General features: G+C 61.6%; 29 protein-coding genes, 1 tRNA gene and 1 pseudogene. 22 read left to right on the top strand and 9 right to left on the bottom strand.

What is annotated here, in order from left to right; translation table 11 throughout:
• Nucleotides 1-9: 9 nt before the first annotated feature.
• From rplX to ACILRC_RS03600, 18 genes are all read left to right on the top strand, one after another.
• Nucleotides 10-330, top strand: a complete 321-nt coding sequence (gene rplX, locus ACILRC_RS03685) for a 50S ribosomal protein L24 (RefSeq protein ID WP_395667994.1) — start codon at nucleotides 10-12, stop codon at nucleotides 328-330.
• Nucleotides 331-332: 2 nt separating this feature from the next.
• The gene (rplE, locus tag ACILRC_RS03680; RefSeq protein ID WP_395667993.1) at nucleotides 333-872 is read left to right on the top strand and encodes a 50S ribosomal protein L5; all 540 of its coding nucleotides are present in this window, start codon (nucleotides 333-335) and stop codon (nucleotides 870-872) included.
• 8 nt (nucleotides 873-880) lie between these two features.
• Nucleotides 881-1,186 (top strand): 30S ribosomal protein S14, encoded by a 306-nt coding sequence (rpsN, locus tag ACILRC_RS03675; RefSeq protein ID WP_395667992.1) that lies wholly within the window; start codon nucleotides 881-883, stop codon nucleotides 1,184-1,186.
• 18 nt (nucleotides 1,187-1,204) lie between these two features.
• Nucleotides 1,205-1,600, top strand: a complete 396-nt coding sequence (rpsH, locus tag ACILRC_RS03670) for a 30S ribosomal protein S8 (RefSeq protein WP_395667991.1) — start codon at nucleotides 1,205-1,207, stop codon at nucleotides 1,598-1,600.
• A gap of 20 nt (nucleotides 1,601-1,620) precedes the next feature.
• The gene (gene rplF / locus ACILRC_RS03665) at nucleotides 1,621-2,154 is read left to right on the top strand and encodes a 50S ribosomal protein L6 (protein WP_395667990.1); all 534 of its coding nucleotides are present in this window, start codon (nucleotides 1,621-1,623) and stop codon (nucleotides 2,152-2,154) included.
• 11 nt (nucleotides 2,155-2,165) lie between these two features.
• The gene (rplR, locus tag ACILRC_RS03660) at nucleotides 2,166-2,531 is read left to right on the top strand and encodes a 50S ribosomal protein L18 (RefSeq protein WP_395667989.1); all 366 of its coding nucleotides are present in this window, start codon (nucleotides 2,166-2,168) and stop codon (nucleotides 2,529-2,531) included.
• A gap of 17 nt (nucleotides 2,532-2,548) precedes the next feature.
• Entirely contained in the window at nucleotides 2,549-3,073 is a 525-nt protein-coding gene (gene rpsE, locus ACILRC_RS03655; RefSeq protein ID WP_395667988.1) for a 30S ribosomal protein S5, read from the top strand.
• Nucleotides 3,074-3,083: 10 nt separating this feature from the next.
• On the top strand, nucleotides 3,084-3,266 hold the full coding sequence (rpmD, locus tag ACILRC_RS03650; RefSeq protein ID WP_395667987.1) for a 50S ribosomal protein L30: 183 nt from the start codon (nucleotides 3,084-3,086) through the stop codon (nucleotides 3,264-3,266).
• Between the two features lie 10 nt (nucleotides 3,267-3,276).
• Complete coding sequence (gene rplO, locus ACILRC_RS03645; protein WP_395667986.1) at nucleotides 3,277-3,708, top strand: 50S ribosomal protein L15; 432 nt, start codon at nucleotides 3,277-3,279, stop codon at nucleotides 3,706-3,708.
• A gap of 29 nt (nucleotides 3,709-3,737) precedes the next feature.
• A complete protein-coding gene (gene secY / locus ACILRC_RS03640) occupies nucleotides 3,738-5,045 on the top strand; it encodes a preprotein translocase subunit SecY (protein ID WP_395667985.1) in 1,308 nt (435 codons plus the stop codon).
• A gap of 123 nt (nucleotides 5,046-5,168) precedes the next feature.
• Nucleotides 5,169-5,282: a 50S ribosomal protein L36 gene (gene rpmJ / locus ACILRC_RS03635; protein ID WP_012348927.1), complete on the top strand. Its 114-nt coding sequence runs from the start codon at nucleotides 5,169-5,171 to the stop codon at nucleotides 5,280-5,282.
• A 24-nt stretch (nucleotides 5,283-5,306) separates the two neighbouring features.
• On the top strand, nucleotides 5,307-5,672 hold the full coding sequence (gene rpsM / locus ACILRC_RS03630; RefSeq protein ID WP_395667984.1) for a 30S ribosomal protein S13: 366 nt from the start codon (nucleotides 5,307-5,309) through the stop codon (nucleotides 5,670-5,672).
• A 14-nt stretch (nucleotides 5,673-5,686) separates the two neighbouring features.
• Nucleotides 5,687-6,091 (top strand): 30S ribosomal protein S11, encoded by a 405-nt coding sequence (gene rpsK / locus ACILRC_RS03625; protein ID WP_395667983.1) that lies wholly within the window; start codon nucleotides 5,687-5,689, stop codon nucleotides 6,089-6,091.
• A gap of 83 nt (nucleotides 6,092-6,174) precedes the next feature.
• Nucleotides 6,175-6,798, top strand: coding sequence for a 30S ribosomal protein S4 (gene rpsD, locus ACILRC_RS03620; RefSeq protein WP_395667982.1), 624 nt, complete (start codon nucleotides 6,175-6,177; stop codon nucleotides 6,796-6,798).
• Between the two features lie 105 nt (nucleotides 6,799-6,903).
• Nucleotides 6,904-7,887: a DNA-directed RNA polymerase subunit alpha gene (locus ACILRC_RS03615; protein ID WP_395667981.1), complete on the top strand. Its 984-nt coding sequence runs from the start codon at nucleotides 6,904-6,906 to the stop codon at nucleotides 7,885-7,887.
• Between the two features lie 87 nt (nucleotides 7,888-7,974).
• Nucleotides 7,975-8,373 (top strand): 50S ribosomal protein L17, encoded by a 399-nt coding sequence (rplQ, locus tag ACILRC_RS03610; protein ID WP_395667980.1) that lies wholly within the window; start codon nucleotides 7,975-7,977, stop codon nucleotides 8,371-8,373.
• Between the two features lie 18 nt (nucleotides 8,374-8,391).
• A tRNA-Met gene (locus ACILRC_RS03605) sits at nucleotides 8,392-8,468 on the top strand.
• An 80-nt stretch (nucleotides 8,469-8,548) separates the two neighbouring features.
• Nucleotides 8,549-9,016 carry a DUF2721 domain-containing protein gene (locus ACILRC_RS03600; RefSeq protein WP_395667979.1) on the top strand — a complete coding sequence of 156 codons (468 nt, stop codon included), beginning with the start codon at nucleotides 8,549-8,551 and terminating at the stop codon, nucleotides 9,014-9,016.
• On the opposite strand, the gene ACILRC_RS03595 is transcribed toward ACILRC_RS03600, so the two are convergent.
• Nucleotides 9,013-11,067, bottom strand: a complete 2,055-nt coding sequence (locus ACILRC_RS03595) for a molybdopterin-dependent oxidoreductase (RefSeq protein ID WP_395667978.1) — start codon at nucleotides 11,065-11,067, stop codon at nucleotides 9,013-9,015. The two genes, ACILRC_RS03600 and ACILRC_RS03595, sit on opposite strands and share 4 nt — an antisense overlap.
• Before the next feature lie 172 nt (nucleotides 11,068-11,239).
• On the opposite strand from ACILRC_RS03595, the gene ACILRC_RS03590 reads away from it, so the two are divergent.
• The gene (locus ACILRC_RS03590) at nucleotides 11,240-12,439 is read left to right on the top strand and encodes a M20 aminoacylase family protein (RefSeq protein WP_395667977.1); all 1,200 of its coding nucleotides are present in this window, start codon (nucleotides 11,240-11,242) and stop codon (nucleotides 12,437-12,439) included.
• On the opposite strand, the gene ACILRC_RS03585 is transcribed toward ACILRC_RS03590, so the two are convergent.
• From ACILRC_RS03585 to ACILRC_RS03575, 3 genes and pseudogenes are all read right to left on the bottom strand, one after another.
• Entirely contained in the window at nucleotides 12,431-13,198 is a 768-nt protein-coding gene (locus tag ACILRC_RS03585) for a type III pantothenate kinase (protein ID WP_395667976.1), read from the bottom strand. The genes ACILRC_RS03590 and ACILRC_RS03585 overlap by 9 nt on opposite strands.
• An 8-nt stretch (nucleotides 13,199-13,206) precedes the next feature.
• Nucleotides 13,207-13,644, bottom strand: coding sequence for a rhodanese-like domain-containing protein (locus ACILRC_RS03580; RefSeq protein WP_395668089.1), 438 nt, complete (start codon nucleotides 13,642-13,644; stop codon nucleotides 13,207-13,209).
• Between the two features lie 174 nt (nucleotides 13,645-13,818).
• Nucleotides 13,819-14,319 (bottom strand): annotated as a pseudogene (locus tag ACILRC_RS03575) (MBL fold metallo-hydrolase); the annotation flags it as partial.
• Nucleotides 14,320-14,545: 226 nt separating this feature from the next.
• Here ACILRC_RS03575 and icmF point away from each other — a divergent pair.
• On the top strand, nucleotides 14,546-17,908 hold the full coding sequence (gene icmF / locus ACILRC_RS03570) for a fused isobutyryl-CoA mutase/GTPase IcmF (protein WP_395667975.1): 3,363 nt from the start codon (nucleotides 14,546-14,548) through the stop codon (nucleotides 17,906-17,908).
• A 78-nt stretch (nucleotides 17,909-17,986) separates the two neighbouring features.
• Here icmF and ACILRC_RS03565 read toward each other — a convergent pair whose 3' ends face one another.
• The 5 genes from ACILRC_RS03565 to dbpA form a co-directional block, all read right to left on the bottom strand.
• Nucleotides 17,987-18,625, bottom strand: a complete 639-nt coding sequence (locus tag ACILRC_RS03565) for a hemolysin III family protein (RefSeq protein WP_395667974.1) — start codon at nucleotides 18,623-18,625, stop codon at nucleotides 17,987-17,989.
• A gap of 133 nt (nucleotides 18,626-18,758) precedes the next feature.
• Complete coding sequence (locus ACILRC_RS03560) at nucleotides 18,759-19,940, bottom strand: alkane 1-monooxygenase (protein WP_395667973.1); 1,182 nt, start codon at nucleotides 19,938-19,940, stop codon at nucleotides 18,759-18,761.
• Nucleotides 19,941-20,033: 93 nt separating this feature from the next.
• On the bottom strand, nucleotides 20,034-20,906 hold the full coding sequence (locus tag ACILRC_RS03555) for an alpha/beta hydrolase (RefSeq protein ID WP_395667972.1): 873 nt from the start codon (nucleotides 20,904-20,906) through the stop codon (nucleotides 20,034-20,036).
• 169 nt (nucleotides 20,907-21,075) lie between these two features.
• Nucleotides 21,076-21,312, bottom strand: a complete 237-nt coding sequence (locus ACILRC_RS03550) for a hypothetical protein (RefSeq protein WP_395667971.1) — start codon at nucleotides 21,310-21,312, stop codon at nucleotides 21,076-21,078.
• A gap of 119 nt (nucleotides 21,313-21,431) precedes the next feature.
• On the bottom strand, nucleotides 21,432-22,850 hold the full coding sequence (dbpA, locus tag ACILRC_RS03545; RefSeq protein WP_395667970.1) for an ATP-dependent RNA helicase DbpA: 1,419 nt from the start codon (nucleotides 22,848-22,850) through the stop codon (nucleotides 21,432-21,434).
• 83 nt (nucleotides 22,851-22,933) lie between these two features.
• On the opposite strand from dbpA, the gene ACILRC_RS03540 reads away from it, so the two are divergent.
• Both ACILRC_RS03540 and ACILRC_RS03535 read left to right on the top strand, forming a co-directional pair.
• Nucleotides 22,934-24,457 (top strand): M48 family metalloprotease, encoded by a 1,524-nt coding sequence (locus ACILRC_RS03540; RefSeq protein ID WP_395667969.1) that lies wholly within the window; start codon nucleotides 22,934-22,936, stop codon nucleotides 24,455-24,457.
• A complete protein-coding gene (locus ACILRC_RS03535) occupies nucleotides 24,454-25,593 on the top strand; it encodes a M14-type cytosolic carboxypeptidase (RefSeq protein WP_395667968.1) in 1,140 nt (379 codons plus the stop codon). The genes ACILRC_RS03540 and ACILRC_RS03535 overlap by 4 nt, the downstream gene beginning before the upstream one ends.
• The last annotated feature ends 49 nt before the right edge of the window (nucleotides 25,594-25,642 follow it).

The raw sequence follows: 25,642 nt of genomic DNA, 5'->3' as shown, positions 1-25,642 counted from the left end.
GGACAAGCCATGAACAAGATTAAAAAAGGCGATGAAGTCATCGTGATCGCGGGCCGCGACAAGGGCAAGCGCGGAAAAATCTCTTTGCGTACTGACGACGCTCACGTGGTTGTGGAGGGCGTCAATGTAGTCAAAAAGCACACCAAGCCCAACCCGATGAAGGGTGTGGCAGGCGGTATCGTTCAAAAGACCATGCCTATCCACCAGTCCAACGTTGCTATCTTCAATGTAGCAACTGGCAAGGCGGATCGCGTGGGTATCAAATTGTTGGCCGACGGTAAGCGCGTTCGCGTTTACAAGTCCAGCGGCGAAGAAATCAAGGCGGCATGACCATGGCACGTTTTCAAGAGCATTACCGCGACAAGGTGGCCCCGGAGTTGACGGCCAAGTTTGGCTACAAGTCGCCCATGCAGGTGCCGCGTCTGACAAAAATCACCCTCAACATGGGTGTGAGTGAAGCGGTCGCCGACAAGAAGGTGATGGATAACGCGGTCGCTGACCTGACCAAGATTGCGGGTCAAAAGCCCGTGGTCACGAAGTCCAAGAAAGCGATTGCCGGATTTAAGATTCGTGAAGGCCAAGCTATTGGCTGCATGGTCACCCTGCGTGGTGTGCAGATGTACGAGTTCTTGGATCGCTTCGTGACGGTGGCGCTGCCCCGCGTGCGGGACTTCCGTGGTATCTCCGGTCGCGCGTTCGATGGCCGCGGAAACTACAACATCGGCGTGAAAGAGCAAATCATTTTCCCTGAGATTGAGTACGACAAGGTGGACGCCTTGCGTGGTCTCAACATCAGTATCACCACGACCGCAAAATCAGACGAAGAAGCCAAGGCGCTTTTGGCTGGCTTTCGCTTCCCCTTCAAGAATTGAGGTGACCAGTGGCTAAGATGGCTTTAATCGAGCGCGAGCTCAAACGTGACAAGTTGGCTGCCAAGTACGCAAAGAAATATGCGGAACTGAAGTCGGTAGCTTCTGATTTCAAGCGCACCGAAGACGAGCGCGCTGCTGCGCGGCTCGGATTGCAAAAGCTGCCGCGCAATGCAAACCCTACCCGCCAGCGCAACCGCTGCTCCATCACCGGTCGGCCGCGCGGTACCTTTCAGCATTTCGGGTTGGCGCGCGCAAAGATCCGCGAAATGGCGTTCGCCGGGGAAATTCCCGGTGTCGTTAAAGCCAGTTGGTAAGCGGCAGGAGAATCAAATATGAGTATGAGTGATCCCATTGCCGACCTGCTGACCCGCATTCGCAATGCGCAAATGGTGGCCAAAAAAACCGTGTCGGTTCCGTCTTCCAAAGTGAAGGTCGCGATTGCGCAGGTGCTCAAGGATGAGGGCTATATTGATGGCTTCAAGGTGACCACCGAAGGCGGTAAATCCGAACTTTCGATCGCCCTGAAGTATTACGCCGGTCGCCCAGTGATCGAGCGCATCGAACGCGTAAGCCGCCCTGGACTGCGTGTGTACCGTGGTAGCAGTGTGATTCCCCAGGTTCAAAACGGTTTGGGAGTGGCAATCGTGACTACGCCCAAGGGTGTGATGACCGATCGCAAGGCGCGCGCTTCCGGTGTCGGTGGCGAAGTGCTGTGCTACGTTGCTTAAGCCTGCAAGGAGAATAGTTCATGTCCCGCGTAGGTAAATTACCTGTCCATATTCCGGCTGGTGTTGATGTATCTGTCAAGGCAGACCAAATTAGCGTCAAAGGCGCTGGTGGTGTGTTGAATTTGGCCCAAAGCCAGTTGGTCACAGTGACTAGCGATGCCGGCAAGCTTAGCTTTGTGCCCGCCAATGCATCGCGTGAAGCGGATGCCATGTCCGGCACGATGCGCCAGTTAGTCAACAACATGGTCATCGGTGTGTCCAAGGGCTTCGAGAAAAAGCTCAGCTTGGTCGGCGTGGGTTACAAGGCCCAAGCTACCGGAGCGAAGTTGAATTTGGCTGTGGGGTACTCGCATCCTGTCAACATCGATATGCCTGCTGGTATCACCGTGGCAACCCCGACGCCCACTGAAATCTTGATCAAAGGCGCTGACCGCCAACGTGTTGGCCAAGTTGCCGCCGAGATCCGTTCTGTTCGCCCGCCCGAGCCATACAAAGGCAAGGGAATCCGTTACGCGGACGAAAAGATCACGATCAAAGAAACCAAGAAGAAATAAGGATCTGCATTATGTTGACCAAGAAAGAGCAACGTCTTCGCAGGGCGCGCCAAACGCGCATCCGTATTGCCGCCCAGGGCGTAGCCCGTTTGACGGTCAATCGCACCAACCTGCACATCTACGCCAGCGTGATCTCCGGCGACGGCGCCAAGGTGATTGTGTCGGCATCGACCGCAGAAGCGGAGATGCGCAAGACCTTGGGTGCCGCCGGCAAGGGTGGCAACGTGGCTGCAGCTCAGCTGGTTGGCAAGCGCGTTGCCGAAAAGGCGCGGGCAGCTGGCGTCGAAAAAGTTGCGTTTGACCGTGCAGGTTTTGCGTACCACGGTCGTGTCAAAGCGCTGGCGGATGCGGCGCGCGAAGCTGGCTTGCAGTTCTAAGCAGATCGGAAATCACTATGGCTAAAGTTCAAGCAAAAATGCAAGGTAAGGCCGAGGGCCCCGAAGACGGTCTGCGCGAAAAAATGATCGCCATCAACCGCGTGACCAAAGTAGTTAAGGGCGGTCGAATCCTCGGATTCGCGGCGCTCACCGTGGTGGGCGATGGTGACGGACGTATCGGCATGGGCAAGGGTAAGTCCAAAGAAGTGCCAGCTGCAGTGCAGAAGGCGATGGAAGAAGCCCGCCGCAATATGCTCAAGGTTTCTTTGAAGAATGGCACCATCCATCACCAAGTGATGGGCCACCACGGTGCTGCCAGCGTGATGATGGCACCGGCGCCCAAGGGTACCGGCATCATTGCAGGCGGACCGATGCGCGCGGTGTTTGAAGTGCTCGGTATTACCGACATCGTCGCCAAGAGCCACGGCTCGACCAACCCGTACAACATGGTGCGAGCGACTCTGGATGCTTTGTCCGTCTCGACCACACCCGCCGAAGTTGCCGCCAAGCGCGGCAAGACGGTGGAAGAAATCTTCGCTTAAGGGGCGCACGATGACAACACAAGCAACTGTCAAAGTTCAGTTGGTGCGCAGCCCGATTGGCTGCAAGCAGTCCCACCGCGACACGGTACGTGGCCTGGGCCTTCGCAAAATGGGAAGCCAACGCGAGCTGCAAGACACGCCCGCTGTGCGCGGAATGATTAACAAGATCAGCTACCTGGTCAAAGTGCTCTAAGAGGTTTGTGATGGAACTCAACGACATCAAGCCAGCCGCCGGTGCCAAGCACGCCAAGCGTCGCGTCGGGCGCGGCATTGGTTCGGGCCTGGGCAAGACCGCAGGCCGCGGTCACAAAGGCCAAAAGTCGCGTGCTGGTGGCTACCACAAGGTGGGCTTTGAGGGCGGTCAAATGCCCATGCACCGCCGGCTGCCTAAGCGCGGTTTCAAGTCCCACTTGCTGAAGTTCAATGCTGAAGTGACCTTGACATCGCTAGATGCGTTGGGCCTGTCTGATGTGAATTTGGTGGTGCTTAAGCAGTCTGGTTTAGTGGGTGAAATTGCCAAAGTGGTCAAAGTGATTCATACCGGCGCGATCTCGCGTGCGGTCAATCTCAGCGGAATTGGTGCGACAGCCCGGGCCAAAGCAGCCATTGAAGCTGCTGGCGGCCGGGTTGAGTAAGCAGCGCGTTTTCTTCAGGAAAGACTCACGTGGCAAGTAGCGCAGCACCAACAGCAAAGACCGGCAAGAGCGGGGATCTCGGCCGCCGCTTGGTCTTTTTGTTGCTGGCCTTGGTCGTGTACCGCATTGGTGCGCATATTCCGGTGCCTGGAATCGATCCTGCGCAATTGCAGCAGCTCTTCAAGAGCCAAGCCGGGGGCATATTGAGTTTGTTCAATATGTTTTCAGGTGGGGCCTTGTCGCGTTTCACCGTGTTCGCGCTCGGAATCATGCCGTACATCTCGGCGTCCATCATCATGCAGTTGCTGACCTACGTCGTGCCGACGTTCGAGCAGCTCAAGAAGGAAGGCGAAGCGGGGCGTAGGAAGATCACTCAGTACACCCGCTACGGGACCTTGGGCTTGGCCCTGTTCCAGTCGCTTGGTATCGCTGTAGCGCTGGAGTCGTCGGCGGGATTGGTTATCTCGCCAGGATTTGGTTTCCGGTTCACTGCGGTGGTTACCTTGACGGCCGGGACTATGTTCCTCATGTGGTTGGGTGAGCAAATCACAGAGCGCGGCTTGGGTAACGGTATTTCGATTTTGATTTTTGGTGGCATTGCAGCGGGCTTGCCCAGCGCAATTGGCGGCTTGCTTGAGTTGGTGCGCACGGGGGCAATGAGCATCATCGTGTCCATGTTGGTGGTGGTGCTGGTTGTAGCGGTAACCTACTTTGTGGTGTTCGTTGAGCGCGGCCAACGCAAGATATTGGTGAATTACGCACGGCGCCAGGTGGGCAATAAGGTGTATGGCGGCCAGTCGTCCCACTTGCCCTTGAAGCTCAATATGGCTGGGGTGATTCCGCCGATCTTTGCGTCGTCGATCATCTTGTTGCCCGCCACAGTTGCCAACTGGTTCAGCGCAGGTGAGTCGATGAACTGGCTCAAGGACATTGCTGGCATGCTTAGCCCCGGACAACCGGTCTATGTGATGTTTTATGCTGCCGCCATTGTGTTCTTCTGCTTCTTCTACACGGCCTTGGTCTTCAACAGCCGTGACACAGCAGACAACCTGAAGAAAAGCGGTGCCTTCATCCCAGGCATTCGTCCTGGCGACCAGACCGCGAAGTACATTGATCGGATTTTGTTGCGCCTGACGATGGCTGGTGCAATTTACATCACGTTTGTTTGTTTGCTGCCGGAATTTCTGATCTTGAAGTACAACGTGCCGTTCTATTTTGGTGGAACGTCCTTGCTAATTATTGTGGTGGTGACCATGGATTTCATGGCGCAGGTTCAGAATTATTTGATGTCGCAACAGTACGAATCTTTGCTGAAGAAGGCGAACTTCAATCCCTGATGTTTTGGCATAGCAGGGGCTTGGTTAAGTTGGTGCGATAAGGCCCATGTGGGCGCAGGTAGGCATGTGGTGTTCGGGTACCTGGAATGCCGTAACTGGTTGAGATGTTTTTAGGAGAGAGCTATGAAAGTTTCGGCTTCGGTCAAGAAAATTTGCCGCAACTGCAAGATCATTCGGCGCAAGGGCGTGGTGCGTGTTATTTGCACCGACCCACGCCACAAGCAGCGTCAAGGTTAATCGCAAGAGTTTTAGAGGACGAAAATGGCACGTATCGCAGGCATCAACATTCCGCCGCAACAGCATTCTGAAATCGGGTTGACCGCGATTTTTGGAATTGGCCGTGCGCGCGCTCGCAAGATTTGCGAGGCATGTGGCATCGCATATTCCAAGAAGGTCAAGGATTTGACCGATGGCGACTTGGAAAAAATCCGCGACCAAATTGCCCAGTTCACCATCGAGGGTGACTTGCGCCGTGAAACTACCATGAACATCAAGCGTTTGATGGACATCGGGTGCTACCGTGGTTTTCGCCACCGCCGTGGGTTGCCCATGCGTGGCCAGCGCACCCGCACCAACGCACGCACCCGCAAAGGCCCGCGCAAGGCTGCTGCATCTTTGAAGAAATAATGGGATAACCCACCATGGCAAAAGCACCTTCCAACACTGCTGCACAACGTGTTCGCAAGAAAGTCCGCAAGAATGTAGCGGACGGCATTGCGCATGTGCATGCCTCGTTCAACAACACCATCATCACGATCACCGACCGCCAAGGCAATGCGTTGTCATGGGCGTCGTCAGGCGGACAAGGCTTCAAGGGCTCGCGCAAGTCGACTCCTTTTGCAGCGCAGGTGGCTTCCGAAGTCGCGGGCCGAGCAGCGCTGGAGCAAGGCATCAAGAATTTGGATGTCGAAATCAAAGGCCCCGGCCCTGGCCGCGAGTCCTCTGTGCGCGCTCTTGCAGCGCTAGGCATTCGTATCAACTTGATCGCGGATGTCACCCCGGTTCCACACAACGGTTGCCGTCCCCAAAAGCGCCGCCGTATCTAGTTTTCAACAAGCCCACCGCTGCTGGTTTTTGGCCCGCAGCTCCCGCACCCGTGGTGCGGCAGATGACATAAAAGGAAGTTCAAGTGGCACGCTACCTCGGCCCCAAGGCCAAATTATCTCGCCGTGAAGGCACGGACCTGTTTCTCAAGAGCGCTCGCCGCGCTATTGGAGATAAGGCCAAGTTCGACTCTAAGCCTGGCCAACATGGCCGCACCTCGGGCGCCCGCACCTCGGATTACGGGCTGCAGTTGCGCGAGAAGCAAAAAGTCAAGCGCATGTATGGCGTGCTGGAGCGTCAGTTCCGGCGTTATTTTGAAGAGGCGGACCGCCGCAAAGGCAACACCGGTGCAAACCTGCTGTTCTTGTTGGAGTCGCGTCTGGACAATGTGGTGTACCGCATGGGCTTTGGCTCTACCCGCGCTGAGGCGCGTCAATTGGTGTCGCACAAGGCGGTCACGGTCAATGGCAGCGCAGTCAACATCCCGTCCTACATGGTCAAGGCCGGTGATGTGGTAGCTCTGCGTGAGAAGTCCAAAAAGCAAAACCGTGTGGTGGAAGCACTGCAGCTGGCGGCCCAGGTGGGTATGCCTTCTTGGGTGGAAGTGCATGCGGACAAGGCCGAGGGCACCTTCAAGGGCGTCCCTGACCGTGACCAGTTTGGGGCAGACATCAACGAATCGTTGATCGTTGAGTTGTATTCGCGCTAATCCTTAGCGCCTTTGTAATCGTTCCTTGGCGTCAGGGCACTGACGCCAAGGTGCTTCACCAGCCTTACTGACGTAACGAGTCGGGGGTATTGAGAGGAAGTTTGCATGCAAAACAGTTTGCTAAAGCCCAAGTCCATCAGTGTCGACCAACTGGGTCCCAACCGGGCCAAGGTGACCCTCGAGCCGTTCGAGCGTGGTTACGGCCACACCTTGGGTAACGCATTGCGCCGCGTTCTGTTGTCGTCCATGCCAGGCTTTGCGGCCACCGAAGTGACCATTGCTGGCGTGCTCCACGAGTACTCGTCGATTGACGGCGTGCAAGAAGACGTCGTCAACATCTTGCTCAACCTCAAGGGCGTGGTCTTCAAGTTGCACAACCGCGAGGAAGTCACGTTGAGCCTGCGCAAAGACGCAGAAGGTGTTGTGACCGCGGCTGACATCCAGACCCCACACGATGTGGAGGTGATCAACCCGGGCCACGTGATTGCGAACCTGTCGCATGGTGGCAAGTTGGATATGCAGATCAAGGTGGAAAAAGGACGTGGCTATGTTCCCGGCTCCATGCGCCGCCACGGTGATGAGCCTAATAAGTCGATCGGTCGCATTGTGTTGGATGCGTCTTTCTCGCCGGTGCGCCGCGTCAGCTACACCGTGGAAAGTGCGCGCGTGGAGCAGCGCACCGACCTCGACAAGCTGGTGGTCGAAATTGAAACCAACGGTGCAGTCACCGCAGAAGACGCAGTGCGGGCTTCCGCCAAGATTTTGGTGGAGCAATTGGTGGTGTTTGCACAGCTCGAAGGCAGCGAACCCATGTTCCCGACGCCTACGCGCCAGAGCTCGCAGTTCGACCCCATTTTGCTGCGTCCGGTGGACGAGCTGGAGTTGACAGTGCGCTCTGCGAACTGCCTCAAAGCCGAGAACATTTACTACATTGGTGACCTCATTCAGCGAACCGAAAACGAATTGCTCAAGACACCAAATCTAGGCCGCAAGTCCTTGAACGAAATCAAGGAAGTCTTGGCTTCGCGCGGACTCACCTTGGGCATGAAGCTTGAGAGCTGGCCGCCCGCAGCGCTCGAGAAGCGTTGATACGAAAAATTAAACTGCCCTTCTTGAAGGGCGTGCGCCGCGGTCAGTACCTGGTACGGCTGACCCATAACATACTGAAGGAAAACTATGCGCCACGGACACGGACTGCGAAAACTCAATCGCACCACATCGCATCGCTTGGCGATGCTTCGCAACATGATGAACTCGCTCATCGCGCACGAAGTCATTAAGACAACCGTGCCCAAGGCCAAGGAGTTGCGCCGGGTAGTGGAACCCATGATCACGCTGGCCAAAGACGCCACCGTGGCCAACCGCCGTTTGGCCTTCGACCGTCTGCGCGACCGTGACAGCGTGACTAAATTGTTCAATGAACTGGGCCCGCGCTTCAAGGCACGCCCGGGTGGTTACACCCGCATCTTGAAGATGGGCTTTCGCGTGGGTGACAACGCACCTATGGCCTTGGTGGAGTTGGTCGACCGCCCTGAAAACACCGCTCCTGACACTGCCGAAGTGAAGGCCCAGTAGGTTAGAATCACCGCTTGCCGCGCGATGGAGCAGTCTGGTAGCTCGTTGGGCTCATAACCCAAAGGTCGGAGGTTCAAATCCTTCTCGCGCAACCACCTTACCGTGCGTCCTTTTGGACGAAAAAAGCCCACCTTCCCGTGGGCTTTTTTGTTTCTTGCAACCCAAAGGACCACCCATGATTTTTCCAGCCGACGCCGATGTCATCTCCCACGGAATTCAACTCGCAGTGGCCCCGGTGTTTTTGCTCACTGCGGTGGCCGGCATGATCGGTGTGGTGGCCAACCGGCTGGCGCGCATCATCGACCGCGCGCGTGTGGTGGAGGGGCGCATGAAAGAGAATGCGCCGGGTTTCGACCCCTCGGTTGCTTGGAAGGAGCTCGGCGAGTTGCGCACCCGCGGCCTGCTGGCCAATAGCAGCATCGGCCTGCTCACGTTGTGCGCGATTCTGATTGGAGCCACCATTGTGGTGCTGTTTTTGGGTGAGACCGTGGACCTTCCGATGTTGCGTGCATCCATCGTCAGCTTCCTGGCCGCGCTCGTGAGTTTCATGCTGGCGCTCGGTTGCTTTTTTGCCGAGACTTTGATTGCTACCCGCCTGCTGAACTTCGGCAAAAACCCAACCCGGTCCGTTGGGCCTGACTAAGTCGTGGACTTCTCCACCTGCACCGCGCAGTCATAAAAGGTCGGCCCCCCACCCATGTCGGTGAGACGCTGGCTGGTGAGCTCGTTCACGTTATTGCCGTCCAGCCCTAGCTTGCGCCACCACACGCCCAGCCCGTTGACGACACCGGGCCGCGCCCGCGCGCTGACCCGCGCAGCGCAGCGGTAACTGCCCCGCGCATTGAAGACCCGCACCACGTCGCCGCTCGTTATGCCCCGTGCCGCTGCGTCTTGGGCGTGCAGCTCCAGCAAGGGCTCGCCCTCGATGTCGCGCAGGCTTTTCACGTTGACAAAGGAGCTGTTCAAGAAGTTGCGTGCGGGCGGCGAGATCATTGCCAAGGGGTAGGGCCCGCTGACATCGGGCAATTCGTAGTTTGGCAGGTAGTTGGGTACGCCGTCCTGTCCCAGCGCGTGCAAGCGCGCGCTGAAAAACTCACATTTTCCCGAGGCGGTGGGAAAACCTCCCTTGGCAAACGGTGCGTCGGGCAGTCGGATGCTGGCGAAGCCCTTGTCGAGCAGCTCCTCAAAGCGCACGCTTGGTGCGAATGCGGCGCGGGCCAGCGTCAGGTCGTCATCAATAAAGCAGGCGTCATCAAAACCCATATGGCGGGCTAGGTCGCGAAAAATCTGGCTGTTGCTGCGGGCCTCGCCCACGGGCGCGATGCTGGGGCGGTTGAGCAGTACATCGGTGTGGCCGTAGCTGGCATGCACATCGAGGTGTTCGAGTTGGGTGGTAGCCGGCAAAAGGTAATCGGCGTAATCGGCGGTGTCGGTCTGGAAATGCTCCAGCACCACGGTGAACAGGTCCTCCCGCGCAAAGCCCTGCACCACCTGTCCGGAGTCGGGTGCGATTGCTACCGGGTTGCTGTTGTAAACCACCAGCGCCTGCACCTGCGGGCCAAACTCTGGGCTGCTGGGGCGCAGCAGGTCAGCGCCGATGGTGCTCATGTTGATGCTGCGCGGTGTGCGGCCGGCCAGCAAATCCGGCCGCAGCAGCGCAGCCTTGTTAACCGGTGCGGCGCCAGACGCGGACAGCAGCACACCACCCGCGCGGTGGCGCCAAGCGCCCACCAGCGCAGGCAGGCACGCAATGGCCCGCACTGCGTTGCCGCCGCCGTGCACGCGCTGCAGTCCGTAGTTCATACGGATGGCAACGGGCTCCCCCGCGCGGGCGGTCTGACCGTATTCGCGCGCCAGATCCACAATTTCGTGCACGCCGATGCCGCACACCTCGGCGGCGCGCTCGGGCGGCCACTCCAGGGCGCGTGCCCGCAGTGCGTCCCAGCCGAGGGTGTGCTCGGCAATGTACGCGTGGTCCAGCCAGTCGTTGCGGATGAGCTCGTGCATGAGCGAAAGCGCCAGTGCCGCATCGGTGCCAGGTCGCAGCGCGATGTGCACGTGGCACTTTTCGGCGGTCTCGGTACGCCGCGGGTCGATGCACACCAGCCGCGCACCATGGCGTTTGGCCGTCTGCACATGCCGCCAGAAGTGCAGGTTGCTGGCAATAGAGTTGCTGCCCCAAATCAAGATCAGCTTGGACTCCGCAAAAAACTCGACCCGGTTGCCAACCTTGCCGCCCAAGGTGTGCACCAGCCCCTCGCCACCGGCGGATGAGCACACGGTGCGCTCCAACAGGGAGGCGCCAAGCCTGTGGAAAAAACGCGCCGCCATGCTCTCGCCCTGTACCAGTCCCATAGTGCCAGCGTAGCTGTAGGGCAGGATGGCCTCGGGGTCGTGTTGCGCAATGGCACCCAGGCGTTTAGCGATGTCGGCGAGCGCCTCCGCCCAGCTAACGCGCTCGAAGCGCCCGCTGCCTTTGGGCCCGACGCGGCGCTGCGGAAAGAGCAAGCGCTCGGGGTGGTAGGTGCGCTCGGTGTAGCGCGACACCTTGGTGCACAGCGCGCCGCCGGTGTGGAAATGCGCCGGGTTACCGTGCACTTTAGTGGCCACCCCGTCCTGCACCGTGGTGACCATGGAGCAGGTGTCAGGGCAGTCATGGGGGCAGGCGCCCAGCACTTCAAAGGTGCCGCGCATGGGCGGTGGGCTGCAGGGGTTGTCGGATGGAGGTTGGTTCGCAGGCGTCATGCACGTAATGGTAAGGGCTGCGCCTGTAAAGCGCGGGGAGCATGGGGCGCCGGTGCTGGTCGCTTGGGCGGGGAGTAAGGTGTGTGTGGTGCTGTGTGGGGGTGGCGGCCATAATGCGCCGATGAAACTGATCGACTCCATCGTGGCGGGCGCACCCGACATTGCTGCCATCCGCCGTGACTTGCATGCCCACCCGGAACTGTGTTTCGAGGAGGCGCGCACAGCTGATGTGGTGGCCGCGAAGCTGACCGAATGGGGCATCCCCATCCACCGTGGCCTGGGCACCACCGGTGTGGTGGGCGTGGTGCGCAGTGGCACGTCGGGGCGCGCGATCGGTTTGCGCGCCGATATGGACGCCCTGCCCATGCAGGAGCACAACACCTTCGCGCACACCAGCCGCCACCCCGGGAAAATGCATGCCTGCGGACACGACGGCCACACCGCCATGCTTCTGGCAGCGGCCCGCCATCTGGCCCAGCACCGCAACTTCGATGGCACGGTGGTTTTGATCTTTCAGCCCGCCGAAGAGGGCGGTGGCGGTGCCCGCGAGATGATCAAAGAAGGGCTGTTCACCCAGTTCCCGATGGATGCGGTGTTTGGCCTGCACAACTGGCCGGGCTTGGCGCACGGGGAGTTTGCGGTGAGCGCCGGGCCGGTGATGGCGTCTAGCAACGAGTTCAAAATCACCGTGCGCGGCAAGGGCGGCCATGCCGCCATGCCGAACAACGCACTCGACCCGGTGCCAGTGGCCTGCCAGATGGTGCAAGGGTTTCAGACCATCATCAGCCGCAACATGAAGCCGATCGACGCCGGTGTGATCTCGGTCACCATGGTCCATGCGGGCGAGGCGACCAACGTCATCCCCAACAGCTGCGAGTTGCAAGGAACGGTGCGCACGTTCACTTTTGAGCTGCTGGACATGATCGAAACCCGCATGCGCGAGATGGCGCAGCACACCGCGCAAGCTTTTGGCCTGGAATGCGATTTCGATTTCCGGCGCAATTACCCACCCACCATCAACACCGCGAGCGAGGCCGAGTTTGCACGCCAGGTGATGGCGTCTATCGTGGGCCCCGCGCGGGTGCTGCCGCAAGAGCCCACCATGGGTGCCGAAGACTTTGCTTACATGCTGATGCACAAGCCAGGTTGCTACATCTTCTTGGGCAATGGCGACGGCAGCCACCGAGCCCTGGGCCACGGCGCGGGCCCGTGCATGCTGCACAACCCGAGCTACGACTTCAACGACGACCTCATTCCGCTGGGCGCCACTTACTGGGTGCAGCTGGCCCAAGCTTGGCTGAAGCCTGCGGTGTCAGCCTAGTGCGCGCTGCTGCGCGATGTGCAGCAGCCCGTCAAAAATCAGGTTGTCCACCAGCTCGAAGGGCCGGGTCATGCTGGGGGCCATCTTCCATCCAGCGCCCCCGGTCATGATGCATTTGGGCTCGGTGGCACAGTGCGCCCGCACATGCTGCACCATGCACTCCACGGCGCCCGCGATGGCGTAGGTGCCACCACTGGTGAGGGCATCGCTGGTGTTGGTGGGAAAGGGCTTGACCTCGCCAGTAGGCACGTGCAGCCCGGCAGTGCCTGACTCCAGCGCCCGCAGCATGATGCCGTGGCCCGGCAGTATCAAACCACCCAGAAACTTGCCCGACGCGTCCACCGCTTCGACGGTCACTGCGGTGCCCACCATCACCACTACCATGGGCTGCGCATCGCCTTGGGAGCGCATGCGGTGGTAGGCGCCGATCATCGCCACCCAGCGGTCGGCACCGAGCCGGGCCGGGTGGTCGTAGCCGTTGCGCAAACCGGCCTCGGCCTCGCTGGCCACGACCCACTGTGGCACTACATCCCAGGCGTCCATTTGCTCTTGCACGCGCCGACGCACGGTGTCGCCAGCCACCACGCAGCCCAGCACGCTGCTGGGCGGCTCCATACCGCGCCAGGCACCCTCCGCGAGCTTGTCAATGTTTTCCAAAAACTCCGCGCCCTGCGCCAACGGCGGCGCGTCAGGGCGGGCTAGCGCGTACAGCGCCCACTTCAAGCGGGTGTTGCCGATATCAAGCGCGAGAAACGCCATGTGCGCACTCAGCCCTGCCGCCAGGGCAAACCCGCTCGCCGCCAGCCACCTTGGGTGCCCCGGTGCCCCAAGTGGTCGGGGTCGCCCTCAAAGCCTTCAAGGATGTTGTAGGCCTGCAGCCCAAGCTCGGTCGCCCGCTTGGCTGCTGCCACCGAGCGCACGCCGCTGCGGCATAGCAGCAGCACTTTGTGTCCAGCCGGCACCGCAGATTGCAGCGCGCTGTCAAAGGCTGCATTCATGGCCATGCCCGGCCACTGCTTCCAAGCGATGGCCACCGCACCAGGTACAAGACCCACCCACTCGCGCTCGGCATCGGTGCGCACATCCACCAGCACAGCCTCGCCGGCCCGCCACCAGGCATAGGCCAGGGCGGGACTGACGTCCCCAGCGTAGCCCTGCGCTGGTTGTTGTGACGGTACGTTTGCTCCGTCGGCATCGTGGCGCAAGCCCGAGCGCAAGTTGGCGGGCACCGCCTCGTCCAGCCGCGCAGGCCGGGGGAGTTGCAAGCCCTCCATAGTGGCCACAAACTCCGCCAACGTCTTGCCAGCCACCCGCGCGTTGTGGGCCCTCTCGAAGCCGATGCTGGAGTGGGTGCGGCCGTGGTAATCGTGTCCCGGCCAGACGGTGGTGTGGTCCGGCAGCGCAAACAGCACCTGCTTGAGGCTGTGGAACAAAGCGTGCGCGCTGCCCGATTGGAAATCGGTCCGACCGCAGCCGTTGATCAGCAAGGTGTCTCCCGTAAAAACATGGTCGCCCCAGACGTAACACATGCTGCCCGCAGTGTGGCCGGGCGTAGCCAGCGCGCGCAACTGCTGCGCGCCAAACGCCAGCGTATCGCCATCACTGAGCTGGTGCGCGGCGGTGCCGATGCCGCAGTCCTTGGGAGCGGCGGTGCGGGCTCCGGCGTGCTCGGCCAGCAGTGCGGCGCTGGTGATGTGGTCGGCGTGCGCATGGGTTTCAATCGCCCAGACCAAGCGCAGCCCGTACTGCCGCAACAGCGCGAGGTCGCGCTCGATGTGCTGGTCAACCGGGTCGATGACCACCGCTTCGCGCGTGCCTTCATCAAACACCAAGTAGGTGTAGGTGCATGAGGCCGGGTCGAACAACTGAATAGGCTGCATAGCGTGGTCTGGGGTCGGGATGCGCGGCGTACCTGCGCAGAGCCGCACTGTAATGGATCGTGCGGCAGGGGTCGCGCAAAAGTCGCACAGCCTCCTTGAAAACGAAATCGATTAAAGTTGACGTTTACGTAAACGTCAATCTCTGCCGCCCGATTCCTGCCGAACCCTGCCCCTAACGCGCAACAGCTTTCGTCATACGACCCACCCCACCACCGAGACCGCGCCCATGACCGACCTTTCCGCAGAATCCAAGGCCCTGGCCAACTACCGCCCCACCCACAAGGTGCGCTTTGTCACGGCAGCGAGCTTGTTCGACGGGCACGACGCGTCGATCAACATCATGCGCCGCATCCTGCAGGGCATGGGTGCCGAGGTGATCCATCTGGGGCACAACCGCAGTGTCGATGAGGTGGTGACTGCTGCTTTGCAAGAGGATGTGCAGGGCGTTGCGATCAGCTCTTATCAGGGCGGGCATGTGGAGTATTTCAAGTACATGGTGGATGCCTTACGCGCGCGGGGCGGCGCGCATATCCAGGTGTTTGGCGGTGGCGGTGGGGTGATCGTTCCCTCCGAGATCAGCGCTTTGCACGCCTACGGCGTGGCCCGTATCTACAGCCCCCAAGACGGGCAATCGATGGGCCTGGCTGGCATGGTCGGCGAGATGGTGATGCGCTGCGACCAAGACATCAGCGGCTTCGCGCCCAAGGACCTGGCTGCCATCCAGGGCCACACTGATGCCAGCTGGCGCGCACTGGCGCAGTTGCTCACGGCCATCGAAACGTCCTGCGCCGACGCCGGTTTGCTGCACACATTGCGCGAGCGCGCCGGTGCCTTACGCGTGCCCGTGGTGGGCATCACCGGCACTGGTGGCGCGGGCAAGTCATCGTTGACCGACGAGCTGATCCGTCGCCTGCGGCTGGACCAAGGCGACCGCCTGCGCATTGCGGTCATTTCCATCGACCCCTCACGCCGCAAGAGTGGCGGTGCTTTGTTAGGTGACCGCATCCGCATGAACGCCATCGGTCCGTGGGCACCCACGCGCGCGTTGGACGCTGGCGCCCAACCTCTGAAGCCGTCGGCAGCGGGTGCCGCAGAGGGCAGCGGCCAACGTGTGTTCATGCGCAGCCTGGCCACCCGCGAGTTCGGCAGCGAGATCTCGGCGGCCTTGCCCGATGCGATTCTTGCTTGTAAAGCGGCAGGCTTCGATGTGGTGGTGGTGGAGACCTCGGGCATTGGCCAGGGCGACGCTGCGATCGTGCCTTTGGTCGATGTGCCGATGTATGTGATGACGCCCGAGTTTGGTGCGGCCAGTCAGCTGGAAAAAATCGATATGCTGGATTTCGCTGAGTTCGTGGCGATCAACAAGTTTGACCGCAAGGGCGCAGCTGATGCGTTGCGCGATGTGGCCAAACAAGTGCAGCGCAACCGCGAGGCCTGGACCACGCCGCTCGAATCCATGCCGGTGTTTGGCACCATGGCCGCGCGCTTCAACGACGACGGCGTGACCTCCCTGTACCAGGCCTTGCGCGCTCGCTTGCAGGCACTGGGTTTGCCGGTGTCGGCGCCGGGCTCGCTGCCGCCGGTGGCGGTGCGCTGCAGTTCCAACCAGGCGCCGGTGGTGCCCGCAGCGCGCAGCCGCTACTTGGCCGATATCAGCGACACAGTTCGTAGCTACAAGCGGCGCGCCAGCACCCAGGCCCAGCTGGCGCGCGAGATCCAGCAGTTGCGCGCTAGCGCCGCCATGCTGCGCGTGGACAAGCCAGCGCGTGCCCCCGCCGCCGAAGCCGCCAACGACTTGGCGCAGCGGCGCGAAGAGCGGCTTGACGCCGATGCCCGCAAGCTGCTCGCCCACTGGCCCGCGATGCAACAGGCCTACGCGGGCGACGAGTACGTGGTGAAGATCCGCGACAAGGAAATCCGCACCTCGCTCACCAGCAAGACCTTGAGCGGCACCACCATCCGCAAAGTCGTGCTGCCTCGCTACCACGACCACGGCGACATCCTGACGTGGTTGATGCTCGACAACGTGCCCGGCAGCTTTCCCTACACCGCAGGCACCTTCGCCTTCAAGCGCGAGAGCGAAGACCCCACCCGCATGTTTGCCGGCGAGGGCGATGCCTTTCGCACCAACAAGCGCTTCAAGCTGTTGTCGGCGGGCATGGTGGCCAAGCGCCTGTCCACTGCCTTCGATTCGGTCACGCTGTACGGCAACGACCCCGGCCTGCGCCCAGACATTTACGGCAAGGTGGGCAACAGCGGCGTGTCGATCGCCACCCTGGACGACATGAAGGTGCTGTACGAAGGCTTTGATTTGTGCAGCCCCAGCACCAGCGTGTCCATGACCATCAACGGCCCGGCGCCCACCATTTTGGCCATGTTCATGAACACCGCGATCGACCAGAACATCGACAAGTTCACGCGCGACAATGGCCGCGAGCCCAGCGACACCGAGGCCGCCAAAATCAAAGCCTGGGTCTTGGCCAATGTTCGCGGCACGGTGCAAGCCGACATCCTCAAGGAGGACCAGGGCCAAAACACCTGCATTTTTAGCACCGAGTTCTCGCTCAAGGTGATGGGCGATATTGCGCAGTACTTTGTGCACCACGACGTGCGCAACTTTTATAGCGTGAGCATCAGCGGCTACCACATTGCCGAGGCGGGCGCTAACCCTATCAGCCAGCTTGCGTTCACGCTCTCCAATGGCTTTACCTTCGTGGAGGCGTACTTGGCGCGCGGAATGCACATTGATGACTTTGCGCCCAACCTGAGCTTTTTCTTTAGCAACGGCATGGACCCCGAATACACCGTCATGGGCCGAGTCGCGCGGCGCATCTGGGCAGTGGCCATGAAGGAGCGCTACGGTGCCAACGAGCGCAGCCAAAAGCTCAAGTACCACATCCAGACCAGCGGGCGCAGCCTGCACGCGCAAGAGATCCAATTCAACGACATCCGTACCACACTGCAGGCGCTGATCGCCATCTACGACAACTGCAACAGCCTGCACACCAACGCTTTTGACGAGGCCATCACCACCCCCACCGAAGACTCGGTGCGCCGCGCCATGGCCATCCAGCTCATCATCAACCGCGAATGGGGCCTGGCCAAAAACGAAAACCCGAACCAGGGCGCGTTCATCATCGAAGAGCTCACCGAGTTGGTAGAAGAAGCGGTGCTGGCCGAGTTTGAAAAAATTGCCGACCGTGGCGGTGTGCTGGGCGCGATGGAGACTGGCTACCAGCGCGGCAAAATCCAGGACGAGTCGATGCACTACGAGATGCAAAAGCACACCGGCGAGCTGCCCATCATCGGCGTCAACACCTTCCGCAACCCGCACGGTGACCCGGTGGTTGACACGCTCGAGCTGGCCCGCAGTACCGAGGCCGAGAAGCAAAGCCAACTCCAGCGCCTGCAAGCCTTTCACGCTCGCCACGCCGCGCATTCTCCCGCCATGTTGCGGGCGTTGCAGCAGGCGGTGATGGACGACAGCAATGTGTTCGAGGTGCTGATGGACGCGGTGCGGGTCTGCTCACTCGGTCAGATCACCAACGCGCTGTTCGAGGTGGGCGGGCAGTACCGGCGCAATATGTAGTCGCTGGCTGTGGCGCAAGCTGTCAGCGCTGTGTCACTGAGAGCTGCGGCTGCGCTGTGAGCCGGATGCTCTGCCGCATCACACCCCGGCGTAGCCCATGATCGCCACAAAGTGCAGGCCGGTACCAGTGGCTACGAAGGCGTGCCACACCGCATGGGCGTAACGCACTTTGTGGTCCAGCACAAAGAACACCACACCCAGCGTGTACGCCAACCCACCAGCGACCAGCCACAGCAGGCCGGGCAAGGGCACGCGCTCGAGCATCGGTACTGCCGCAATCAGTACCAACCAGCCCATCGCCAAATACAGCCCCGTCGATGCCCACGGGTGGGACAAGCGGTCAAACGCCTTGAGTGCCACCCCGATAGCCGCCAAGCCCCATACCAGACCAAATAGCGTCCAGCCCCAGGCGCCACCCAACGCACCCAAGGCAAAGGGCGTGTAGCTGCCGGCGATAAAGAGGTAGATCGCGCTGTAGTCAAGCTTCAAAAAAACGCGTTTGGCCCGGCCTGGCGGAAGCGCGTGGTACAGGGTGGAAGTGAAGTACAGCAGCAGCATGGTCGCGCCGAACACACAGGCGCCCACTAGGCTGGACACGCTGAGTTTGCTGGCCGACACAATCAAAAACGGCACTGCCGCCAAGGCTGCCAGCAAGGCCACGCCGTGGCTCACGCTGTTGGCGATTTCCTCGCCCAGAGATTGGTGTCTATCGGTCATGCGACCGATTGTGCGCCTGCTGTGTGACACGTTTGCCGAAATGGCGTGCACTTGCGGCTCTGCATGCGCCTGCCATATGGCCCAGGCAGGCACAGGCTGCGAGTGTGCAAGTTAGGCCACGTTCACGCCTTCATTAGGCGTTGGTCAGTCCGTAACGCCGCACGAGCGCCGCGCGCTGCGAGGGTTCCAAGTTGATGCGGCGTGCGTCGCGGCCCACCACGGCCAGCAGCCGTTCGTCCATCACACGGCGCCACAGCGGCGGAACATAGGCTACCAAAAACATGCCGAAATAGCCGCTGGGCAGGCGCGGAACATTCGCAAAATTGCGCAGCGACTGGTAACGCCGCAGCGGGTGCGCGTGGTGGTCGGAATGGCGCTGCAAATGAAATAGCGCCCAGTTGGAAAACGCGTGGTTGCTGTTCCAGGAATGGTGCGGCTGGCACACCTCGTACTTGCCAGGAGCGCGCTCCGCGCGCAGCAGGCCGTAGTGCTCGATGTAGTTGGCCGAGGTGAGTTGAAAGTTGGCCCAGAACGCGGCCATCAGCAAAAACGGCAGCACCTCCACACCCAGCCACAGAATCAAGGTAGCCCACAAAGCGACGGACACTAAAGCGGGCTGCAGGATCTCGTTGCGCGAGGACCAAACTGATAACCCGTCCCGGCGCAGCCGGTCGGATTCCAGTGTCCAGGCGCGGCGAAACGCGCCGGGCATTTCGCGCAGCACAAAGCGGTAAATCGACTCGCCCATGCGCGACGATGCCGGGTCTGCGGGCGTGGCCACGTCGCGGTGGTGGCCGCGGTTGTGTTCGATCGTGAAGTGGCCGTACCACGTGGGCGCCAAAATGAGTTTGGCCAACCAGCGCTCGAGTGCTGTGTTTTTGTGGCCCATCTCGTGCCCGAGGTTGATGCAAAAGCCACCCACAAAACCGCAGGTCAGCACCATCGCTGCGAGGCCGTGCAGCGGCAGGTCGTGGCGTGCCACAAACCATGCACACACCACAAAGGACAGCCACAAAATCGGCACCAACAGGTAGGTGATCCAACGGTAGTAGGTGTCGGCCTCCAGCTGCGGCACCGCGCGCTCTGGTGGGTTGCTGCTGTCTTCGCCCATCACCCAGTCGACCAGTGGCAAGAGGACGTAGAAGAACACCACCGAGATCCACAGGGTCCGGGCGTCGCCGGTGTACAGCGTCAGCAAGGGACCAACCAAGGCAGAAGAGGGCGCTCCCAGCGAGAACAGCCAAGCGTAGCGCTTGGGGTCGCGGTAGGTGCCCGGCGGCGGCTCGGTGGCTGGATGCTGAAGCGAGGAAGACATGGCCCGATTGTGGGCAATCAAACGAGGGGGTCAATGCCCGCTAACCCGCATCGAACCTGCGCGCCGAGCCCGCTCGGTCGCCTGTCTGCCCGGCTAGGTCGGTCCAGCGCGCAATGCGTTGGCCAGCCACTGGCACACAGCGCTGTCTTTCGATATGAAGCCGTCGATGACGGTGAAGTGGTCGGCCCCCGGAATCGCCTGCAGTTGCGCGGTGTTGCCTTGCGCCTTCCACGCTGAGTCGAACAGCGCGGATTGGCGGGCGAACTCGGTTGTCTCGGCGCCGCCCCAGGTGATCCAGACCGGGGTGCTGCAAGGCCGTGCGGAAAACGCAGGCGAGTTGCGGCGAATCGTGCGGTCGTCGAGTTGAATTTGGGGTTGCAAGTAGCTGTAGCGCAGCGGCTCAATGTCGTAGATGCCGCTGAGCAAAATGGCACCCGCAAACGGGTCCTGTGGTAGCGCGTAGTCGGCCTCCCACGCCGTTTGCAAAGCCATCGCCGTGAGATGGCCGCCAGCGGAATGGCCGCCAATGGCGACGCGGCTGGGGTCGCCGCCGTGGTGTTGGATGTTGCGCAGCACCCAGGCCAGGGCGGCGCGGGTCTGGCGGGTGATCTCGTCGATGGTCACGCGCGGGCACAGTGCGTAGTTGGTCACCACGGTGGTGATGCCCAGCGCCTGCAAGCCGGTGGCCACCCAACTGAACTCCTTGCTGGAAAGCGCACGCCAGTAGCCGCCATGGATGAAAACAAAGACGGGGGCGTTGGGCGCGTCGGCGGGAAAAATGTCGAGCGTCTCTTCGCGCGTGGGTCCAAACTGCACGTCCAGTGTGCAGCGGTAGTTTGCGCGCGCGTGCTGGGCCCGCTGTACAAACGCGCGGCCCGGTGCAGCAGGGTCGCTCAGGGCGATGGAGGGGTTGTATTGCGCATCGAACTGCGCTTGGGTTGCGAACTCGCGATACAGGGCGTGCATGGGGGAGCTTCCTTGGCGGCTTGCCAGCGACGATCTGGCACGCGCAACTGTAGCGCCCCGGCCTGGCGCAGCGGGCGGGCGGTGCGCCAGACCTGCTGCTCAACGAACCGTATCCCCCGCAGCACGGTGGGGAGTGAGGTACGGCCCGTGACCTGGTGGGGCACCTGGCTCAATTCAGCAGGTACGACTCGGCGTGGGCCTCGAAGTCTTCGGCGTCGATGGCCGCATCGAACGCAGCGCGGGCCGCCAGGGCTTCTTGGGTCAGGGGAATCAGCGGCTTGTCCAGTGGGCGCAGCCGATGGCGGCGCAGGCCGCGCAATTGTTGCGAGCGCTCCATGGTTTGCAGAACCACTTCGGGCTCCATCATCAGGCTAAATGGATTGAGTGCGTGGGCGGCGTGTTTCATGGGGCTTCTCCGGTGGTTCAACGGTGCGCCATCGGATGGTTTGGCGCGTGGATGAACTCTAGCCAGCGCATCGCAAAACCGGAGTCAGCATCCGGCTGGAACGCTTGTAGGAATTTGCCTTACACCACCCGCACCCGCACGCTCTTGCCCTTGACCTTGCCAGCGTTGAGCTTGTCGCAGGCGGCGTGCGCCAGGTCGCGGGCCACGGCGACAAAGGTGCAGAATTCGGTGACCGCGATCTTGCCGATCTGGTCGCGCGTGTAAGCCGGTCCGCCGTCCTCGCTGGTGAGCGCGCCCAGCACGTCGCCGGGTCGGATCTTCTCTTTGCGGCCACCCAAAATTTGCAGCGTAGCCATCGGTGGAAAAAGAGGACCGCTGCCGGTGGGCGTGAGTTCGTCTAGCGGATGCCAGACCGACGAGCTTTTTTGGAATTGCTCGATCTTGCCAACCGCGCCCATCTCTTGCATGGAAGCCAGGCTGAGTGCCAGGCCCGATGCGCCTGCCCGCCCGGTGCGCCCGATGCGGTGCACATGGACTTCGGGGTCGGGCGTGATGTCCACGTTGATCACCGCCTCCAACTGGCCGATGTCCAGCCCGCGCGAGGCCACGTCGGTCGCCACCAGCACCGAGCAGCTGCGGTTGGCAAACTGCGCCAGCACCAGGTCGCGCTCGCGTTGCTCCAGCTCGCCGTACAGGGCCAGCGCGCTCAAGCCTTGCGCCTGCAGCAACGCGACCAGGTCTTTGCAGCGCTGCTTGGTGTTGCAAAACGCAATCGTGCTCACCGGGCGAAAGTGCAGCAGCAGCATCGCCACGGCGGGCAGGCGTTGGCTGGGTTCAACCTCGTAGAACCGCTGCTCGATGGCGGTACCACTCTGCGGCGCCGAGGCTACCTTGATCTGCTGCGGCGTGCGCATGAATTGATGCGCCAGCTTGGCGATGCCTTCGGGGTAGGTGGCAGAAAACAGCAGCGTCTGGCGCGAGGCCGGCGCGTGCCTGACGACATTGGCAATGTCGTCAAAAAAGCCCATGTCGAGCATGCGGTCGGCTTCGTCGAGCACCAGGGTCTTGAGGCCCTCCAACGTCAGGTGGCCCCGCGCCAAATGGTCTTGGATGCGCCCCGGCGTGCCCACCACCACATGCGCGCCGTTCTCCAGCGAAGCGCGTTGTCCGCGCAGTGCGACGCCGCCACAAAGCGTCACCACCTTGATGTTCTCTTGGGCGCGGGCCAAGCGGCGTATTTCGACGGCCACTTGGTCGGCCAGCTCGCGGGTAGGGCACAGCACCAGCGCCTGCACGGCAAACCAGCGCGGGTTGATAGAAGCCAGCAGTGCCAAGGCAAAGGCGGCGGTCTTGCCGCTGCCGGTTTGGGCCTGTGCGATCAGGTCGGTGCCCGCCAAAGCCAGTGGGAGGCTGGCCGACTGGATGGGCGTCATGCGGGTGTAGCCCAGTTGGTGCAGATTGGCCAACATGGCCGGCGCTAGCGCAAGCGTCTCGAAGTCGTTAGCCTGTGCGGGTGGCGTGCTTGGGGTGGGGCTCATCGCGGGATTATCGGCGGCGGCTGCACCAGGTGGCTTTCGTAGAATGCGCTGCGCATCCGCAGCAGATGTACAAGGAACAAAGCATGCGTTTGAAACTTCGCTTAGCGCTGGCTTCGGTGCTCCTGGCGGCCATCTTGGGCACCTTGGGGCTCAGTGGTTGCGGTAGTGTGGTGGTCAACCCCGTTTCCGGCCAAGCCGAGCGCACCGTGATGGACGAGGAGGCCGAAGTTGCGGCCGGTCGCAAGGCGCATCAGGAGGTGCTTCAAGACTACGGCGCCTACCCCAATGCGGAACTGCAAGCGTATGTAAACACCCTGGGCCAGCGACTTGCCGCGCAGTCGCACCGTAGCCATCTCAAGTGGGTTTTCACTGTGCTCGACAGCCCAGAGATCAACGCCTTTGCGTTGCCTGGCGGGTATGTGTATGTGACCCGGGGCATCATGGCCTACATGGAGAGCGAAGCCGACTTGGCCGGCGTGCTGGGACACGAGATCGGGCACGTCACCGCCCGCCACGGGGCACAGCGCGCTACCACGCAACAAAACGCGAGCCTGGGTGTGTTCGCGGCCAATGTGCTGGGCGCATATTTGGAGAGCCAGGGAGTTGCCGGTGCTGGCCGGACGGCCAACCAAGTGTCCCAAACCGTGGCGGCTGGGTACATTGCGTCCTACGGGCGCGAGCAGGAGTTGCAGGCCGATGGTTTGGGCGCCGAGTACCTCTACCGCAACCGCTTCGACCCCCGCAATATGGTCAACGTGATTCGGGTGCTCAAGGACCAAGAGCGCTTCGCCGCGGACTTGGCCAAGGCCGAGGGTCGGCCACCACCCAGCTCAGGCGGCTGGTTGGCTTCGCACCCTTCTAACGACCAGCGTTTGGAGATCATGTCGCAGCTGTCAGCGCAGTACAAAAACAGCCCCGCCGATTACGCCGATCCCGGGCGCGAGCGCTACCTCAAGGCGATTGCCGGCATGGACTTCGGTGAGTCTGCCGCGCAAGGGCTGACCCGAGGGCGCAACTTCTACCACCCCGGTTTGGGTTTTGCCATGACGGCGCCTGCCGGTTGGCGTATCGACAACGGCACTGATCAGCTGCGCCTGATCAACACTGCAGCAGATGCAGCATTGGTGGTGCGCACCGTGCCGCCCCAGGCTGGCAACACGCATGCCGATGTAATTCGCAACATCTTCAAACCGAGCCAGGGGCGCAGCGAGGCCACGCAGCTCAATGGACTGAGCGCAACACGCTTTACCGGCCTGCGCCAAAACGCCCAAGGTCAGATGCAATCCGTCGAAGCCACCGTGGTCACTGGTCCTGGGGGTCGGGTTTACCTGATGCAGCCCTTGGCCAAAGACGCCCGCTCCCTGCAGGCAGCGCGCAGCGGCCTGCGGGAGGCCGAAGGCACGTTTCGGACTTTGAGCGCTGCCGACCGCGCTGCCGCCAAACCCTGGGTGGTGCGCACCGTGCCCTTGCCGCAAGGCGGCTTCGCAGCGCTGGCCAAAGGCTCGCCCTTGGCACAAGCCGAGCAGCAACTGCGCCTCATCAACGGCGTCTACAGCGGGGGCGAGCTGCGTCCGGGCCAACTGGTTAAAGTGGTTGTTGCACCATGAACCTTTTGCACATTTCCAGCGCGTTTGACTCAGGCGCCATTGAGGTTCTGAGCCTGACCGACCCGGCCGACATCCAATTGCGCATTCGCAGCGACCACGCGGCTGACTTTGCGCAGTGGTTCCACTTTTGCCTGCACGGTGCGGCCGGAGTGCCGGTGACCTTGCGCTTCATGAACGCGGGGCAGTGCAGCTATCCTGCAGGATTCAAGGGTTACCAGGTGGTGGCCAGCTACGATCGGCAGCACTGGTTTCGCATCGACACGCAGTTTGATGGCCAGGTCATGACCGCGCGCACCACACCGGCAACGCAGGCTCTGTACCTTGCGTACTTTGAGCCTTACTCCTACGAGCAGCACCTTGACCTGCTGGCATCCGCATCGACGTCCCCCCACACCACCCCTGAGCGCCTGGGCGCCAGCCTCGATGGCCGCGACATCACCGTGCTGCGCGTCACCCACGCGCAGGGCAGCGTGCCGCTGGCGGAGCGCAAAAAAATCTGGGTCATCGCCCGCCAGCACCCAGGTGAGACCATGGCCGCGTGGTTTGTGGAGGGGCTGCTGGAGCGTCTGCTAGACACCAGCGATTCGGTCAGCCGTGTGCTGCTCGAACAAAGCGTTTTCTATGTGGTGCCCAACATGAACCCAGATGGCGCAGTGCGTGGCAACTTGCGCACCAACGCTGCGGGTGCGGACCTCAACCGCGCATGGGAGTCACCTGCCTTGGAGGGCGCGCCCGAGGTGTTTTGGGTACGCCAAAAGATGCTGGAAGTGGGCGTGGACGTCAGCCTGGATGTGCACGGCGACGAAGGCCTGCCCTACGTGTTTGTGGCCGGCTCGGAGGGCACACCCGGCTACAGCCCGCGCATTGCCGAGTTGGAGGCGACGTTCAAGAACGCCTGGATAGCGGCGTGCCCGGATTTTCAGGACACCCACCACTACAGCGTGGGTGCTCCAGGCAAGGCCAATATGGGGCTAGCCACCCATTGGGTCGCGCAACAGTTCGCCTGCCTGGCATTCACGGTAGAGATGCCTTTCAAGGACAACGCCAACCTGCCCGACCCGCACGTGGGTTGGAACGGCGAGCGCTCTCGCAAGCTTGGCGCCAGCGTGCTGCAGCCGCTGCTGGCGTTGCTGTAGCGACCGCAGGGTTGTCAGTCGCCGCGCTGTGACGCGCTGCGAAACGACA

Origin of the sequence: Rhodoferax sp. (assembly GCF_044236835.1) — a bacterium.
In the GTDB taxonomy this organism is placed as follows: Bacteria; Pseudomonadota; Gammaproteobacteria; order Burkholderiales; family Burkholderiaceae_C; genus Allorhodoferax.
The sequence above is the reverse complement of the archived record's forward strand: the minus strand, read 5'-3'. Positions and strand labels throughout refer to the sequence as shown.

Coding starts and splice junctions, on each gene's coding strand:
- rplF (WP_395667990.1), top strand. CDS start 1,621: ATGTCCCGCGTAGGTAAATTACCTGTCCATATTCCGGCTGGTGTTGAT.
- ACILRC_RS03565 (WP_395667974.1), bottom strand. CDS start 18,625: ATGACCGATAGACACCAATCTCTGGGCGAGGAAATCGCCAACAGCGTG.
- ACILRC_RS03540 (WP_395667969.1), top strand. CDS start 22,934: ATGCGTTTGAAACTTCGCTTAGCGCTGGCTTCGGTGCTCCTGGCGGCC.
- rplX (WP_395667994.1), top strand. CDS start 10: ATGAACAAGATTAAAAAAGGCGATGAAGTCATCGTGATCGCGGGCCGC.
- rplO (WP_395667986.1), top strand. CDS start 3,277: ATGGAACTCAACGACATCAAGCCAGCCGCCGGTGCCAAGCACGCCAAG.
- ACILRC_RS03600 (WP_395667979.1), top strand. CDS start 8,549: ATGATTTTTCCAGCCGACGCCGATGTCATCTCCCACGGAATTCAACTC.
- rplQ (WP_395667980.1), top strand. CDS start 7,975: ATGCGCCACGGACACGGACTGCGAAAACTCAATCGCACCACATCGCAT.
- rplE (WP_395667993.1), top strand. CDS start 333: ATGGCACGTTTTCAAGAGCATTACCGCGACAAGGTGGCCCCGGAGTTG.
- ACILRC_RS03595 (WP_395667978.1), bottom strand. CDS start 11,067: ATGCGCGGCACCTTTGAAGTGCTGGGCGCCTGCCCCCATGACTGCCCT.
- rplR (WP_395667989.1), top strand. CDS start 2,166: ATGTTGACCAAGAAAGAGCAACGTCTTCGCAGGGCGCGCCAAACGCGC.
- rpsK (WP_395667983.1), top strand. CDS start 5,687: ATGGCAAAAGCACCTTCCAACACTGCTGCACAACGTGTTCGCAAGAAA.
- ACILRC_RS03615 (WP_395667981.1), top strand. CDS start 6,904: ATGCAAAACAGTTTGCTAAAGCCCAAGTCCATCAGTGTCGACCAACTG.
- rpmD (WP_395667987.1), top strand. CDS start 3,084: ATGACAACACAAGCAACTGTCAAAGTTCAGTTGGTGCGCAGCCCGATT.
- ACILRC_RS03590 (WP_395667977.1), top strand. CDS start 11,240: ATGAAACTGATCGACTCCATCGTGGCGGGCGCACCCGACATTGCTGCC.
- rpsE (WP_395667988.1), top strand. CDS start 2,549: ATGGCTAAAGTTCAAGCAAAAATGCAAGGTAAGGCCGAGGGCCCCGAA.
- ACILRC_RS03585 (WP_395667976.1), bottom strand. CDS start 13,198: ATGGCGTTTCTCGCGCTTGATATCGGCAACACCCGCTTGAAGTGGGCG.
- ACILRC_RS03555 (WP_395667972.1), bottom strand. CDS start 20,906: ATGCACGCCCTGTATCGCGAGTTCGCAACCCAAGCGCAGTTCGATGCG.
- icmF (WP_395667975.1), top strand. CDS start 14,546: ATGACCGACCTTTCCGCAGAATCCAAGGCCCTGGCCAACTACCGCCCC.
- ACILRC_RS03550 (WP_395667971.1), bottom strand. CDS start 21,312: ATGAAACACGCCGCCCACGCACTCAATCCATTTAGCCTGATGATGGAG.
- rpsH (WP_395667991.1), top strand. CDS start 1,205: ATGAGTATGAGTGATCCCATTGCCGACCTGCTGACCCGCATTCGCAAT.
- ACILRC_RS03535 (WP_395667968.1), top strand. CDS start 24,454: ATGAACCTTTTGCACATTTCCAGCGCGTTTGACTCAGGCGCCATTGAG.
- ACILRC_RS03560 (WP_395667973.1), bottom strand. CDS start 19,940: ATGTCTTCCTCGCTTCAGCATCCAGCCACCGAGCCGCCGCCGGGCACC.
- rpsM (WP_395667984.1), top strand. CDS start 5,307: ATGGCACGTATCGCAGGCATCAACATTCCGCCGCAACAGCATTCTGAA.
- dbpA (WP_395667970.1), bottom strand. CDS start 22,850: ATGAGCCCCACCCCAAGCACGCCACCCGCACAGGCTAACGACTTCGAG.
- rpmJ (WP_012348927.1), top strand. CDS start 5,169: ATGAAAGTTTCGGCTTCGGTCAAGAAAATTTGCCGCAACTGCAAGATC.